Origin of the sequence: Litchfieldella anticariensis FP35 = DSM 16096 (genome assembly GCF_000409775.1) — a bacterium.
In the GTDB taxonomy this organism is placed as follows: Bacteria; Pseudomonadota; Gammaproteobacteria; order Pseudomonadales; family Halomonadaceae; genus Litchfieldella; species Litchfieldella anticariensis.
Window position 1 is genome coordinate 332,188 of sequence record NZ_KE332393.1, and the last position, 15,101, is coordinate 347,288.

General features: G+C 62.3%; 10 protein-coding genes. 8 read left to right on the top strand and 2 right to left on the bottom strand.

Annotated features, from left to right (window positions below; all coding sequences use genetic code 11):
• Positions 1-151 precede the first annotated feature (151 nt).
• The 6 genes from hmpA (at position 152) to L861_RS19890 (ending at position 5,391) form a co-directional block, all read left to right on the top strand.
• Complete coding sequence (hmpA, locus tag L861_RS19865) at positions 152-1,333, top strand: NO-inducible flavohemoprotein (RefSeq protein WP_016418447.1); 1,182 nt, start codon at positions 152-154, stop codon at positions 1,331-1,333.
• Positions 1,334-1,343: 10 nt separating this feature from the next.
• Positions 1,344-2,552, top strand: coding sequence for an NnrS family protein (locus tag L861_RS19870; RefSeq protein ID WP_016418448.1), 1,209 nt, complete (start codon positions 1,344-1,346; stop codon positions 2,550-2,552).
• Positions 2,553-2,711: 159 nt separating this feature from the next.
• Positions 2,712-3,137, top strand: a complete 426-nt coding sequence (locus L861_RS19875; protein WP_016418449.1) for a DUF2946 domain-containing protein — start codon at positions 2,712-2,714, stop codon at positions 3,135-3,137.
• A gap of 63 nt (positions 3,138-3,200) precedes the next feature.
• Complete coding sequence (locus tag L861_RS19880; protein ID WP_016418450.1) at positions 3,201-4,592, top strand: PepSY-associated TM helix domain-containing protein; 1,392 nt, start codon at positions 3,201-3,203, stop codon at positions 4,590-4,592.
• A 43-nt stretch (positions 4,593-4,635) separates the two neighbouring features.
• Positions 4,636-5,034, top strand: coding sequence for a SirB2 family protein (locus L861_RS19885; RefSeq protein WP_016418451.1), 399 nt, complete (start codon positions 4,636-4,638; stop codon positions 5,032-5,034).
• Between the two features lie 36 nt (positions 5,035-5,070).
• On the top strand, positions 5,071-5,391 hold the full coding sequence (locus tag L861_RS19890) for a carboxymuconolactone decarboxylase family protein (RefSeq protein WP_236617181.1): 321 nt from the start codon (positions 5,071-5,073) through the stop codon (positions 5,389-5,391).
• An 81-nt stretch (positions 5,392-5,472) separates the two neighbouring features.
• Here the strand turns inward: L861_RS19890 and L861_RS19895 are convergent, their stop codons facing one another.
• Positions 5,473-6,756, bottom strand: a complete 1,284-nt coding sequence (locus L861_RS19895; RefSeq protein WP_016418453.1) for an MFS transporter — start codon at positions 6,754-6,756, stop codon at positions 5,473-5,475.
• A gap of 22 nt (positions 6,757-6,778) precedes the next feature.
• Entirely contained in the window at positions 6,779-8,428 is a 1,650-nt protein-coding gene (locus L861_RS19900) for an MFS transporter (protein WP_016418454.1), read from the bottom strand.
• Positions 8,429-8,896: 468 nt separating this feature from the next.
• On the opposite strand from L861_RS19900, the gene L861_RS19905 reads away from it, so the two are divergent.
• The gene (locus L861_RS19905; protein ID WP_016418455.1) at positions 8,897-10,546 is read left to right on the top strand and encodes a ShlB/FhaC/HecB family hemolysin secretion/activation protein; all 1,650 of its coding nucleotides are present in this window, start codon (positions 8,897-8,899) and stop codon (positions 10,544-10,546) included.
• 63 nt (positions 10,547-10,609) lie between these two features.
• On the top strand, positions 10,610-15,101 hold a 4,492-nt coding region (locus L861_RS19910; RefSeq protein WP_016418456.1), incomplete at its 3' end, for a two-partner secretion domain-containing protein.

Here is a 15,101-nt window from a genome sequence, read left to right on the forward strand (position 1 = left end):
AAAAGCGGCCTATCTTGCCAAAGTCGCCTGCTATTAGAAATGGCTTTCTAGAGTGTTTCCGCGACATTCCGCCGCGGTGAGAAAGGTGGGCATTTTGATGGGTGGTGATAAGATTCTTTTCAGATACATCTTATCAACCCAAGGATCTCCCATGCTGACGAATGACCAGGAACGACTGATCGAAGCTACCGCCCCCGTTGTGGCCGACCACCTCGATGCCATCACCCAGCGCTTTTATCCGCTGATGTTCCAGCGTTACCCCGAGGTCAAGCCGCTGTTCAACGATGCCCACCAGGCCAGTGGTAGTCAGCCGCGCGCCCTGGCCGGGGCGGTACTGGCTTACGTACAACTGCGCCGCGACCCGCAGCGCGCCAGGGAAGTGCTGGCCACGGCGATCAGCAAGCATGTGTCGTTGAACATTCAGCCCGATCAGTATCCCATTGTCGGCGAGTGCTTAATGGCAGCCATCGGTGAGGTGCTGGGCGATGCGGTCACCGCCGAGATCGCCGCGGCATGGGGCGCGCTCTACGAGGAACTGGCCGGGCTGCTGATCGAACTCGAAGCGCACCGCTACCATGAGTTCGCCAGTCGTGAAGGGGGATGGCAAGGCACGCGGATATTCCGCATCGCCGATACCCGCCAGGAAAGCGCCGTAATCCGCTCTTTCATTCTGGAACCCGAGGATGGCGGGCCCGTGGCCGATTTCGCACCCGGCCAATATATCGGCGTACGCCTCAGCATCGATGGTGAGCCGGTCTATCGTCATTACAGCCTCTCGGCCCTGCCCAATGGACGCAGCTACCGCATATCGGTCAAGCGCGAAGCGGACGGCCGCGCCAGCCGTCACTTGCACGACAAGCTGAGAGTAGGTGACACCATCGAGCTGCTGCCCCCCGCAGGAGATCTGACCCTGGCCGATGGCGATGAGCCGCTGATGCTGCTCAGCGGCGGTGTCGGCCAGACACCCATGCTGCCACTGGCACGCCAAGCGCTGGCACAGGGCCGGCAAGTGGTCTACCTGCACGCGACACAGAACGACGAACATCATGCTTTTGGTGATGAGGTGGCGGCGCTGGCCGCCGAACATCCCGAACGTCTGCAGACCGTGACCCTCTACGAGTCGGCCAGCGAGGACGCAAGCGCCGATCACGTCGGCCGTATCGACCGAGATCTATTGGCGCGCTATCTGCCCGAGGGCCAGCCGCGCTGCTACTTCGTGGGGCCGCAGGGCTTCATGACTTCCGTCGACAGTGCACTGGCCGAGTTGGGTGTGGTCGATGAACGCCGCCATTACGAACACTTCGGTCCATCGCGTCCGCTAGAGACCGCATGAGGTAACGACCATGGCCACAGATTCCCTCCTCTCTGTATCCGCCACCCTTGCCCGGGCCATGCCGCTATGGCGGCTGGCCTTCCGCCCCTTCTTCTTGCTGGGGGCGCTGTTCAGCCTGGTGGCGATGCTGGTATGGGGGGCTTTCTGGCACGGCGATGTATTGCTCCGGCCATATGGCGGCATGCTGTGGTGGCACCAGCACGAGATGCTGTTCGGCTTTGGCGCAGCTATCGTGGTGGGCTTTCTGCTCACCGCGGTGCAGAACTGGACCGGCCAGCGTGGTCTGCATGGCTTGCCGCTGGTGGGGCTGGTGGCGCTGTGGCTCGCGGGGCGCGTGCTACTGGCTTTCCCTCCCGGAGTGGAGATCTGGGCAGCGTTGGTGGATCTCGCCTTCCTGCCGTTGGCGGCACTGGTGTTGGCACGCTCAGTAATTCGCGTACGCCAGTGGCGTAACCTGATTTTTTTACCCGTACTTGGGTTGTTGTTCCTGGCCAATGTGCTGATGCATATGGGGTGGCTCCAGGGCGATAGCTTGACGATTCATATCGCCGCGCACTTGGCCATCCTGCTGATTTCGCTGCTGATGGTGGTACTCGGGGGGCGGGTAATTCCGTTCTTCACTTCCCGGCGACTGGGACAGCCTCAGCCGGTACGGCTGAAGTGGTTGGAACTGGCCTCCATGGGTACGGTCATGGCGCTGGTGGTCATGCAACTGGCGAGCCTCGGTGTCTACCTACCCAGCGGAGTATGGGCCGGCGTGGCGCTGTTGGCGGCGGTGCTCAATGCCCTGCGGCTGAGCCGCTGGGAAGGCCTCTACTGCCTGCGCGAACCGCTGCTGTGGGGCTTGCATGCCAGCTACGCCTTCGTTTGCCTGGGGCTAGCCATGTGGGGCCTGGCGGCGCTGGACTTGGTCAATACCTCACTGGCATTGCATACCATCACTGTGGGCGGCATCGGCACCATGATGCTGGCGATGATGGCACGTGTCTCGCTAGGCCATACCGGACGGCCGATCGAAACCCTGCCAGGCATGGGGTTGGCGCTGGGGCTGATGGTTTTGGCCGCTGTGTTGCGCGCACTTGTGCCGGCGCTATGGCCGCAGGTCTCTCACTGGACACTGAGCCTGAGCATCCTGTGCTGGCTACTGGCGTTTTCCATTTTCATAGGGCGTTATGCCTTGTCGCTGTTGACAGCACGGGTCGATGGCCAGGATGGCTGAACTGCCACGGTGTGTCTGAAAAGTCGCCTCATCCTATGCATGGCATTTGCGATTGCGGCAAATCATCGCAGTCCTCTGGGTGAGCTTGGACTCGTAGCGGTTTTCACCTAGAGTCAACGACTCTCATCGGCAAATGTCGTTATCTTGAGCGGATTCCTCATGTCACGCTTCGTGCATCGTTGGCATCGCCTTCTGACCTGGCTTGGTCTATGCGCCCTGCTATTGATGTTCGCAGGGCCGCTGATCAGCCAGTTCCAGCGATTGCTGGAGATGCCGACGACTGCTGCCATGTCGTCGCACGCGCATGGCGAAGCGATGGCCCATTACTCGGCAGCGGCCGACGCCATGCCCTCCCACTATGGGGAGGTGACGGCCTGCGATTACTGCACGCTGTTCCTGCACATGCCGGGCATCGCACCGCCGTTGGCATTGCCTGACATCGGGCCGTCGCAAGAGGGGCGGGTCGAAAGCGTATCGCCCTCGCCGCCGCCACCGGAGCAGCACTACCCGTTCTACATCGGTCGCGCACCACCACGTATGTCGAGCCTGCCGTTTTCACCATTGTCGTTTGCGCGTTCGGCCTGAGCCTGGATTCGGGTAGCGTCGCGCTACCGGCGTTCACGATTTTCCGGCTCGGAGCATTCATTCATGCCCTCTTCAACCACGTCGGCGGACAATCGCCGTACGGGCAAGTTGCTATTCGCCCTCATTACCCGATTGCACTTTTATATCGGTCTGTTCATCGGGCCCTTTCTCTTGATTGCCGCGCTTTCCGGCATTGCCTACGCATTGACGCCACAGCTCGAAAGCTGGCTCTACCATGATGCGCTGACGGCGGAAAGCGATGGCACATCACAGCCGCTTTCGCGACAGATCGAAGTCGCGCAACAAGCGTCGGGGCAGCTCAATACTCCAGCCGCCGTGCGTCCGGCACCCCCAGGTGGCACGACCCGCGTCATGTTCAGCGGTGAAGAGTACGGCTCATCGGAGCATCGCGCGCTGTTCGTCGACCCCGTCACTTTGGCTATCAAGGGTGACATGGCGGTCTACGGCACCAGCGGCGTGTTACCCCTGCGTACCTTGATCGACCAGTTCCATCGCAGCCTATTGCTGGGTGATGTGGGACGATTGTACAGCGAGCTTGCCGCTTCCTGGCTGTGGCTCGTGGCCCTTGGCGGGTTGGTGCTGTGGGCGCGGAGCCGGGTTGTCCTGCGGGCGCAGGTTGGGTCCGGAGCGCTACGCCGCCGCCACGCGACCCTGGGAGCGATAGCCTTCATCGGTCTGCTGTTCTTCTCCGCCACCGGGTTGACCTGGTCGCAATGGGCGGGTGGCAATATCGCCGAACTGCGCCATGCCTGGGGCTGGGGAACGCCTAGTGTCTCGACCGACCTGACGGCTACTGCCCCTGATTCACCCGACGCCCATGCCAACCACGGCAGTGGTGGCAGCACGGCTCATGCACAAGACTTTCAACTGACGCTGACGGATTTCGATCGTGCCTATACGGCAGCCCGCCAGGCAGGCATCGATGCCGATGCCATTGAATTGATACCGCCCTCCGGCCCACAGCGTGCCTGGAAGATTCGCGAAATCGATCGTAGCTGGCCCACCCAGGTGGATCAGGTGGCTCTCGATCCGCATAGCATGGCCGTGACCGACCGCGCCGACTTTGTCACGTTCCCCCTCGCCGCGAAGCTGACGCGCTGGGGAATCGATCTGCATATGGGTACCTTGTTCGGCCTGCCCAACCAGTTGGCACTGGCCGCCTTCGCCAGCGGCCTCGCCACACTGGTTTGCTGGGGCTATACGATGTGGTGGCGGCGTCGATCGTATGCAGTTGCCAATGGTCAGGCCCAGACGCTGACGATGCTGTTCGTGCGTCTGTCGTGGCTACCCCGGTTCGTCATATTGGCAGTTGCCGTAGCATTGGGGCTGGCGCTACCGGTCATGGGCGGCAGCCTGGCGCTGTTGGTGGTGATCGATGTATTGCGCTGGGTTTTGGCACAGCGGCACGCCAAGGTGACATCGCAGACGTTATGATCGAGTGTAGGCAGTATCCAGCAAAACGTAGGCAGGGAGGCCCATGGAGCATTATTCCCTGATCAAGCACCTACACATGACCGCCGCCGGCGCGAGCCTGGCGCTGTTCGTGCTGCGTGCCTGGTGGTCGGTGCGCGAGTCGCCGCGGTTACAGCGGATGTGGGTGCGGGTAGTGCCGCACCTGATCGATACCGCGTTGCTTTTGCTTGGTGTGTGGCTGATGGTGATGCTGCGTTTCTGGCCGCATCAGCACCCTTGGCTGGCAGCCAAGCTGATCGGCCTGGTGGTTTACATCGTGGTGGGGACCGTCGCCATCAAACGCGGCCGTACGCCCAGGCAGCGTGGGTTGGCGGCCATCGCGGCCGTGCTGGTATTTGTGTATATCATCGGCGCGGCGGTTCAACACCACCCTCTCTCATGGCTCTCACTTGGACTAGTCTGAGCCCATGACACGCAAAGCCACAAAGGAAGGAGTCCGATGATGTCCAATCATGATCTGCCCTCCGGCGCCGGCAAGGTCGCCGAACGCTATCCCGACGTATGGAATGCCTATGCCGCACTCGGAGAGGCCTGTGCCCAGGCCGGCCCGCTGGACGAACGCACCCGGCGCTTGGTCAAGCTGGCGCTGGCCGTGGGCTCGCGTTCCGAAGGTGCCGTGCACTCGCATGTGCGGCGTGCTGTGGAGGAGGGCATTGGTGCCGAGGAGCTTAAGCAGGTGGCGCTGCTGTCGATTCCGACTGCCGGCTTCCCGACCGCTGTCGCCGCGCTGACCTGGATCGAGGACATTGTCGGCGACTGAGTGAAGCCCGGCTTGTCATCCTCAGACAGCGCGCCCGTACCCACAGCCTGTTGCGGTGCCATGTGGCGAGCACTAGACTTGTCATGCCTGTTGCGGTGCCGGCGTGTCGATGACAGCAGGTTGGTGATAGCGGTCCCGGGTCAGCAACGGGACACGACGTTCGCTCCACCACATCCAGACGATCGATACCAGGGTCACCCCGAAGCACAGCATCCACACGCTGGTCGCGATGCCGGTGATATCCACCAGGGCGCCGAACATGATCGGCAGCAGGAAACCGCCCATGCCGCCGGCCAGGCCGACGATCCCTGACACCAGCCCCAGGTTGTGGTCGTACTCGTTGGACAGGTACTTGAACACCGAGGCCTTGCCGATCCCCCAGGCGATGCCGACCACGAACAGCGCCAACGTGAACAGCCAGATCGGCACCCCGAAGCTGAACTCCATCCGTGAACCGTCCACCGTCTGGATGGCGTAGTGGGTATGCGGATAGGACATCACGAACAACGCCACGAGGCTGGCCCACATGCAACTCCAGGTCACGGCGTGGGCGCCGAAGCGATCGGAAAGCCAACCACCGAAGGCGCGGATCACCCCCGAGGGCAGCACGAAAATGGTGGCGACCAGCGCGGCCAGCTGGATGCCCATGCCGTATTCCTGCATGTAATAGCGGGTCAGCCACAGCGACACGCCTACGTAGCCACCGAACACCACCGAGTAATACTGGCAGTACTTCCAGACCCTGGGGTCGTTGAGCACCCGAAGCTGATCGCGCAGGGCCGGGCGCTCCTGCTGGCGGTGCACCGGGTTGGTGAAGGTGAAGAACCAGAATATCAGCGCCGTGATCAGCATGATTGCGGCATACAGGTTGGGTACCGCCTGCCAGCCGAGCACGATGATCACCGTGGGGGCAATATACTTGGTGACCGCCGCCCCGGCGTTACCGGCGCCGAAGATACCCATCGCCAGGCCCTGGCGATCGCGCTCGAACCACTTGGCGGTATGGGTGATCCCGACCGAGAACCCGCCGCCGGCCAGGCCGACGACGGTGCCCAGTACCAGGAGTTGCCAGTACTGGGTGGCGAACTGCACGGCCCAGATGGCGGGGACAGTGGCCAGCATCAGCAGCATGAACACCGGGCGGCCGCCATAGCGGTCGGTCAGGGCACCCAACGGCAGTCGCACCAGCGAGCCGGTGAGGATCGGCAGCGCCGCCAGAACCCCAAACTGGGTATCGCTGAGGCCCAGCGTCTCGGCGATGGGTACGCCGATCTCGCCGAACATCGTCCACACCATGAAACACATGGTGAAGGCGAAGGTGTTGGCGGTCAGCACCGAGAATTGCTTGAAACGAGAGGATGCCATGTTCAGTCGCTCCTTGCCGTCATCACGGATTCTTCACGTAGGCGCTCTTGCGCAGGTAAAACCACCAGTTGACGACCAGGCAGATCGCGTAGAACGCCGCGAAGCCGTACATGGCGAGTTCCGGGGTGCCGGCCTGGATCTGCTCACCCATCACCCGCGGGGCGATGAAGGCGCCATAGGCGGCCACTGCCGAGGTCCAGCCAAGTACCGGCCCTTTACGCTGCTGATCGAAGATCACGCCGATGCTGCGGAAGGTGGAGCCGTTACCGATGCCGCTGGCGGCGAACAACACGATGAACAGGCCAAGGAATGCCCAGAAGTAGACGTTGGGATCGCTGGAGTTGTAGGCCAGCATCATCACGTATCCGGCGCCGAGGGAGGCTGCGACCATGACCGCCGAGATGATCTGGGTGACGATCGAGCCGCCGATCTTGTCGGCGATCCAGCCGCCGATCGGCCGGATCGCCGCGCCCACGAACGGTCCCATCCACGCCCAGGTCATGGCGCTCGGAGCATTGGGGTTGGCTACCCGTTCCAGGCTGCCGTCGGCGGCCCGCTCCATCATCGAGCCGAAGATTACCTCGATGGAGAGTGGCAGGGCCGCCGAGAAGCCGATGAACGAACCGAAGGTGGCGATGTAGAGCACCGTCATCGACCAGGTGTGCTTGTCGCTGAAGATGGTGAACTGCTTCTGGATGTTGGGCTTGATCTCGCCCGGAATCAGACGCATCAGCCCCAGCGTCAGCACGATGGTCAGCGGCAGGGCCAGCCACATATTGAGTAGCCCCAAGCCCACCGGCGGGGGCAGCATCAGGTAGATGCCGATGGCCGAGGTGACCAGGCCCAGATTGTAGAGACCGAGGATCTTGCCGAAGGCCGCCAGCGGCGAGCCGGGGTTGGGGGTAATGGTGCGCAGGTTGTTCATGCCGAACCAGGCTGCGATGCACAGCGGCACCAGCACCACCACGCCGAGCAGGGCCGGATTGTGCAGCCAGGTGGGGGTGCCCTCTGGAATGCGACCGATCAGGGTGCCGCTGGCGCGTACCAGTTCCATGGGCTCGCCCGAGAACACCCCGAACACGGCGGCGGTCATCGACAGCGGAATCAGGATCTGCATACCGGTGACGCCGAGGTTACCGAGGCCGGCGTTCATGCCCAGCGCGTAGCCTTGCTGCTTCTTGGGGAAGAAGGTGCTGATGTTGCTCATCGAACAGGCGAAGTTGCCGCCACCGACACCGGAGACCAGCGCCAGGAGCTGGAAGACCCACAGTGGCGTGTGTTGACTCTGCAGGGCGAAATAGGCGCCCAGGCAGGGAATGATCATCAACGCGGTGGTCAGGAAGATGGTATTGCGCCCACCGGCGATACGGATCATGAACGATGCCGGAATGCGCAGGGTGGCGCCGGCAAGGCCGGCGATGCCGACCAGAGTGAAGAGCTGCGCCTCGGAAAAGGGGAAGCCGAGGTTGTTCATCTGCACCGTCAACATGCCCCACATCTGCCAGTAGCCGAATGCCACCAGCAGGCAGGGAATCGATATCCACAAGTTGCGGTTGGCGATGCGCTTGCCCTGGCGTTCCCAGAAGCTTTCGTCCTCGACGTCCCACACATGCAGGTCGCCATTGAGCCGAGGCTTTTCTAGGGCCTGTAAGTTGACATTGGTATTGGACATATCCGTCCCCTCGCTTGCGTGATTCCTCACCGCCAGCCATGAATTACACTGGCGCTGGATATCATTGATGAGGACAAAGATATGTCGTGAAAGCGGGCGAATAAATGTGGCTAAAATCGCTGAAAATAATGGGAATACCACTTTGGAGATATGAGAGGTATGACGTTAACCAGTTGATTTGTAACAAGTATGTCGGGCAGGTCAAAATGGGGTGACGAGAAGTTGGTTCCGGGATTTTTTTGGAGGTATCCATAAAAATTCCCGAGAGTATCGGTGGGGATATGTCGGCCTGGTAGACCAGAAATGGTTTGCAGTAGCGCAATCTGGATAAGCTTTCTTTAAAGTTTCTCTCTCCGCTGCCGTTATTGCCCTGAGGAGTAAGTTCATAGCAGGGAATGCGTAGTGAATAGACGCCGATTACCGGGCTGGTGGGGATGGATCACGCTCTGTCTGTGGAGTACCACAGCCATGGCGGTCGATTCACCGCCTGACGTGAGTGCCGGAACGGCCAACGAGAATTTCATTCGTGACGACCAGCAGCGCCTGTTGGACGAGCAGCAGCGCAAGTTGCAGCAATTGCAACGCCTGCCGGGCAAGCGCGAAGCACCTCCAGCGCCGCCTGAACAACCCCAAGCCCAATGCTTTGCGATCGATACCATCGAGCTGGACGGTGTCGCCCTGCTCAGCGACCGCCGCCAACACGAATTGAGTGACCCCTTTGCCGGGCGCTGCCTGGCGGTGGATGACCTCAACGAACTGCTGCGACAGATCACCCAGGCCTACACCGAGCGCGGTTTCGTCACCTCGCGCGCCTACCTGCCACAGCAGGACCTGTCCCGGCGGCAGTTGCGGGTGGTCGTCGTCGAGGGCCATATCGAGGCGCTGGAAAGCGCGGGTGACACGCCGACGCCCCGCGAACTGGCCATGGCCTCACCGGCCGAGGTGGGCGATCCCCTCAACCTCCGCGATCTCGAACAACTGATCGACCAGTTGAATCGCCTGCCATCGCGTCAGTCCACCATGGAACTGGTGCCGGGCGAGACGGTGGGCGGCAGCCGTGTCCAGGTCACCAGCGAGATCGGGCAGCCGCTACGGGTCTCACTGGGGCGCAACAATGACGGCAGCAGCGGGACCGGCGAACAGCAGTGGAGCGCGAGTGTCGAGTGGGATAGCCCGCTGGGGCTCGCCGACCAGTTCGTCGCCCAGTGGGGCCATGACGTCACACGCCAATCCGATATCGGTTCCAGCAGTCGCTATCTCGGTTACAGCCTGCCATATGGCGATTGGACGTTCTCCTATAGCTACACCGATAGCGATTACCTCACCGTTGCCGAAGCCAACGGCTTCATCTTCACCCTCGACGGCACGAGCGAACGGCACCGGCTACAGGCCGAGCGTCTGTTGTGGCGCGACAGCGTCAGCAAGACGGCAGCCAGTGTCGGCCTCAGTCGCCTGTCGACGCGCAACTACATCGATGGCGCGCGTATCGAGGTCAGCAGCCAGCGCCTGAGCGAACTGAGCCTCGGCCTCAACCACGGTCGCCGTCTCGGTAAAGCATTGCTCAATGCCGACCTCGGCTGGCACCGGGGCCTGACCATTCTCGGCGCCCAGGGAGACAGCACCGATATCCCCGGCACACCGAGGGCGCAGTTCGAAAAGACCACCCTGACGCTGAGCTATCTCCAGCCCTTTTCCCTGTTCCAGCAGTCACTGAGCGTTTCGAGCTTGCTGCATGGCCAGTGGAGCGATGACGTCCTCTACAGCCCGCAACGTCTGAGCCTTGGCGGCCAGAGTTCGGTACGTGGTTTCAAGGAGCAGTCCCTGAGTGGAGACAGCGGTGGGTACTGGCGAAACCAGCTCACCTGGCAACGCCCGCTCGATGTTGCCCGACCGGTGTTCGATACCGTCGAAGCCTCGCTGGCCTACGACGTGGGCGTGATCCATCACGGCCAGTACAACCCCGAACTCCACGGTCGTCTCAGTGGCTATGCCCTGGGCCTCGGCCTGCGCGGTAAGCACCTCGCCGCCAATCTCAGCGTCGCCCACTCGCTCGAACGCCCCGACGCGCTGCCACAGCGGGAAACGCCGGTGTATTTCAGTGTCACCGCCTTCTTATAGGCGGCGACATCGGCAATGCACGCACGAACAAAACGAAGACAGTGATGCAGGGAAGCCACCACCATGAACATCCGTAGCCCCTTGAGCCGGTATGTTGCCATCCTCCTCATCAGTGCCCTGTTCTGGCACCCGGTCATCGTGCTCGCCGACGGCATCGTCGTCGCCCCCGGCAGCGGCAATACCTCCCTGGACCGGGCCGGCAACGGCGTGCCGGTGGTTGATATCGCCACCCCCAACGGGCGCGGGCTATCGCACAACACATTCACCGACTACAACGTCGGCCGCCGCGGCGTCATCCTCAACAACGCCACCCGCAAGCTGCAATCCACCGAACTCGGTGGGCTGATCGTCGGCAACCCCAACCTGCGCGGCCAGGCGGCGCGGCTGATCATCAACGAAGTCAACGGCGGCCGGCCCAGTCAGCTCGAAGGCTACACCGAAGTCGCCGGCAGCGCGGCCAACGTGGTGGTGGCCAACCCTTACGGCATCACCTGCAACGGCTGCGGCTTCATCAACAGCCCGCGGGTCACGCTCTCCACTGGCCAGCCCATCATCGAGGACGGCGATCTGGAGCGCTTCGCCGTCGACCAGGGGCGGGTGGCGATCGAAGGCCTGGGGCTCGACGCCACCCAGGTCGACCAGTTCGACATCATCACCCGCGCCGCCGAGATCAACGCCGCCATCCACGCCAAGCACCTCAACGTCATCACCGGCGCCAACGACGTCGACGCCGAGACCTTGGCGACCAGCGCGCGCCAGGGCACGGGCGAGGCCCCGGCACTGGCCATCGACTCCTCGGCCCTGGGCGGCATGTACGCCGGCAGCATCCGCCTGGTCGGCACCGAAAGCGGCGTGGGCGTCAAACTGGCCGGCGACATGGCCGCCAGCGACGGCGACATCCAGATCGATGCCAATGGCCAGCTGCGTCTGGCCAACGCCTCCAGCAGCGGGACGATCCAGGCCAAAGCCACCTACGCCACGCTCAGCGGCAACGTCCATGGCAGCCAGGCCGTCACCGTGCGCACCCGCGATGACCTCGACATCGACGTCGACAGCCGCCTGACCAGCGCCGGCAATATCACACTGAACGCCGGACAGACGATCGACCACCAGGGCACCGTCATCGCCGGCATCGAGAACGACACCTTCCAGCCCGGCGCCGACCTCACCGTCCGCACCGAGCAACTCGACAACCATGGCCACCTCGCTGCTACCCAGACGCTCACGGTGACCACCACCGCCGCCACCCACAACCACGGCCGGCTGCTGGCCAGCGAAATCGCCGTCGATACCGCCACCCTCGACAACCACCCCGACGGCCTGATCGCCGCCGGCACCATCGAGATCGACGCGGACAGCGTCGACAACAGCGGCGCCACCATCGAAGCCACCGACACCCTGACGGTCGACGCCAATAAACTGACCAATACCAACGGCGACCTGCGCGCCCTGGGCGGTGACACCAGCCGCCTCACCATCACCGGCACCCTCGACAACCACAACGGCCGGCTCGAAGTCGCCAGCGACAACGCCACGCTCGACGCCGGTACCTTGCTCAACGACCAAGGGCAACTCACGCATACCGGCAGTGGGCTGCTACGCCTCGACGCCGATAGCGTCACCAACACCGGCGGCCAGGTGCACGGCACCGGCAGCGGCGAGGTGACGCTGGACCGGCTCGACGATGTCGGCGAGTGGAAGTTCAACGACGCGCTCGGCTTCACCCTCGACCAGGGCCTCACCCTCGTTGCCGGCGACACCATTACCAGCGCCACGAGTCTGAACCTAAAAATGGCCAGCCTCGACAACCGTGGCGAACTGCTCGCCAACGACGCTCTCGCCATTCACGCCAGCGGCGACATCACCAACCACGGCCTGATCTCCACCCGGGGCGACCTCGACGTCACCGCCCGTCACCTCACCCAGCTCGACGGGCGCCTGGCCAGCGGCGGCACCTCCACCTACCACCTCGACGGCAAACTCGACAACCAGGGCTTCCTCACCGGCATCGGTGACATCACCATCACCACCGCCCACCTCGACAACCACGGCACTCTCGGCAGCCAGGGCAACCTCAACATCGACAGCAGCGGCCGCATCGACAACCGCTCCGACAGCCTGCTGTTCGCCGGCGGTGACATGACCCTGTTCGGCACGCACCTGTTCAACCGCTACGGCGAGATCTACAGCCGCGGCAATCTCGACTTCGCGCGTAACGACGACCATGCCATGGCGGAGCGCCTCGAGAACCGCTCGGGGACGATCGAGGCCGAGGGAAACATCACCTTGTCGGCTCTGGAGTTCCTCAATGTCAAGGATGCCTATGAAGAGGTATTCGAGCTTGCCGATAGGGAAATAGCGACAGAAAACTATGTGGCAAAGCGGTATCGCCATTGGCTTGGGAGAAATAACAATAATGGATCCATCCCCGATGTATGGGTGCTTGTGTCCCGCATGGTATTTCAAGATTTCTCCGTCACGGACATCTTGAAAAATAAAGTGGTAGTAGATTCTCCTGGGAGCCAGATAGTTGCTGGGGAAAACTTGCTGATTAAGTCGGCTGATTTTCTAAATGGCAATAGCCTGATGGCCGCAAATGGTAATGTGGAGATCGAATCCGATCATTTCCATAATAGGGGAAGTAGTTCAACGATAACAACTCGTGTGCGCCAGTATGGAAGGGACATAGAATTTCTAGATGGAGTTCAGGTTTATCAAGTGTCCGACCTTAAGAGTGGATATGCAGCGGATATTGCGAAGCTGGAAGATATTATAAATGGGATATATGAAAATAATCCTAAAGAGGCAGCTCGAAGAATGCTGGAGCAGATGGAGAAAGAGGGCCCATTGAGCCCCGGCTCATCATATTTGATAACAGACCAGCGGTATGATTCAGGAAATGGCTATTCAGTGCCCTGGCTGTTATATACAGACACCGAGTCATGGAACCAACCGAGCGGATCCAGTGCGCCACTTCCCAGTTTCTTCGCCGATATGGCGTTGAAAAGTGATACGCAGGCATATGAAACCACCGGGACGTTATCGCATGCCATGATTCAGGCAGGAAAACAAGTGACTATCAATGCCAGTAATAGCCTTCAGAACGGGGCGATCAGGAACAACACCCGTACCCAGATCAATGGCAATCTAGGCAATAGCGTCACGGGTGGCCCTGTCAATTCACTCGATATCACCCTCAACCGTCGCTCCACTGACGCTACCCCATCATCCCCGCCGGATGGAACGGGTGCCTATCACGACGTGCCCTTTGAGCGTGTCTCGCCGACCCAGCTCTCCTCGTTCCGCCTGCCACAAGGCCGCTATGGGCTGTTCGTGCGCAATACCTCGCCGCAGAGCCGCTACCTGATTGAGACCAACCCCGAGTTCACCAGTGCCGACCAGCTGATGGGCTCCGACTACCTGCTCGACAAGCTGGACTATACCGCCGACGGCGCCTACCAACTGCTCGGCGACGGGCGCTACGAATCGCGGTTGATCCGCGACGCGGTGCTGGCCAACACCGGGCAGCGTTTCCTCAACGACTCGCTGGACGACGACTACGCCCAGTACCGCCAACTGATGGACAACGCCGTGGCGGCCAAGGACGCCCTGCGGCTCAGCGTCGGCGTCGGCCTGACCCCGGCGCAGACCGCCGCGCTCACCCACGACATCGTGTGGCTGGAAGAACAGCAGGTCGACGGCCAGACGGTACTCGCCCCGGTGCTCTATCTGGCCCAGGTCGACGAGCGCAACGTGCGCGGTGCCAGCCTCATCCAGGGCCGCGACATCGACCTGATCGCCGGTGGCGACCTGGTCAACGTCGGCACCATCCGCGCCGACAACGATCTTACCGCGAGCACTGGCGGCTCGATCCTCCAGGGTGGCCTGATCGACGCCGGCGAGCGCCTGGACTTGAGTGCCCAGGATTCGATCCGCAACGCCCTGGCCGGCGAGATTCGCGGCGGCCAGGTCAGCCTGACGGCCACCGAGGGCGACATCGTCAACGACCGCAGCGCGATCACTGCTGGCTACGACAAATCCTATGAGACCTACCTGGGTGAGGGCGGACTGATCAGCGCCCGCGACGGTCTGGCGCTGAGCGCCGGGCGCGATATCGTCAACCGCGCCGAGATCGTCAGCCAGGGCGATGCCGATCTTCAGGCGGGGCGCGATATCGTCACCGAGGCCGTGACCGATGCCCGGCACAAGGCCAGTGAGTATGGCATTAGGCAGGGCAGCACACGCACCACGCAACTCGGTGCCAGTCTCACCGCCGGGGGCGATGCCACCCTGGAGGCCGGTCGCGATGTGGTGGTCACGGCCAGCGACATTGCCTCGGAAGCGGCATTGGCCGTGGAGGCGGGCCGCGACATTCGCCTCGAGGCCGGCGAGGACACCGCCCATGACTGGGGGGTGAACATGCCACTCAGAGCGCGCGTCGATCAGCGGACTACCACCCAGGTCGGCAGCCAACTGACGAGCGTCGACGACACCCGCCTCAGCGCCGGGCGCGACGTACGCCTGACCGCCAGCGAGATCGACAGTGGCGCCGGCC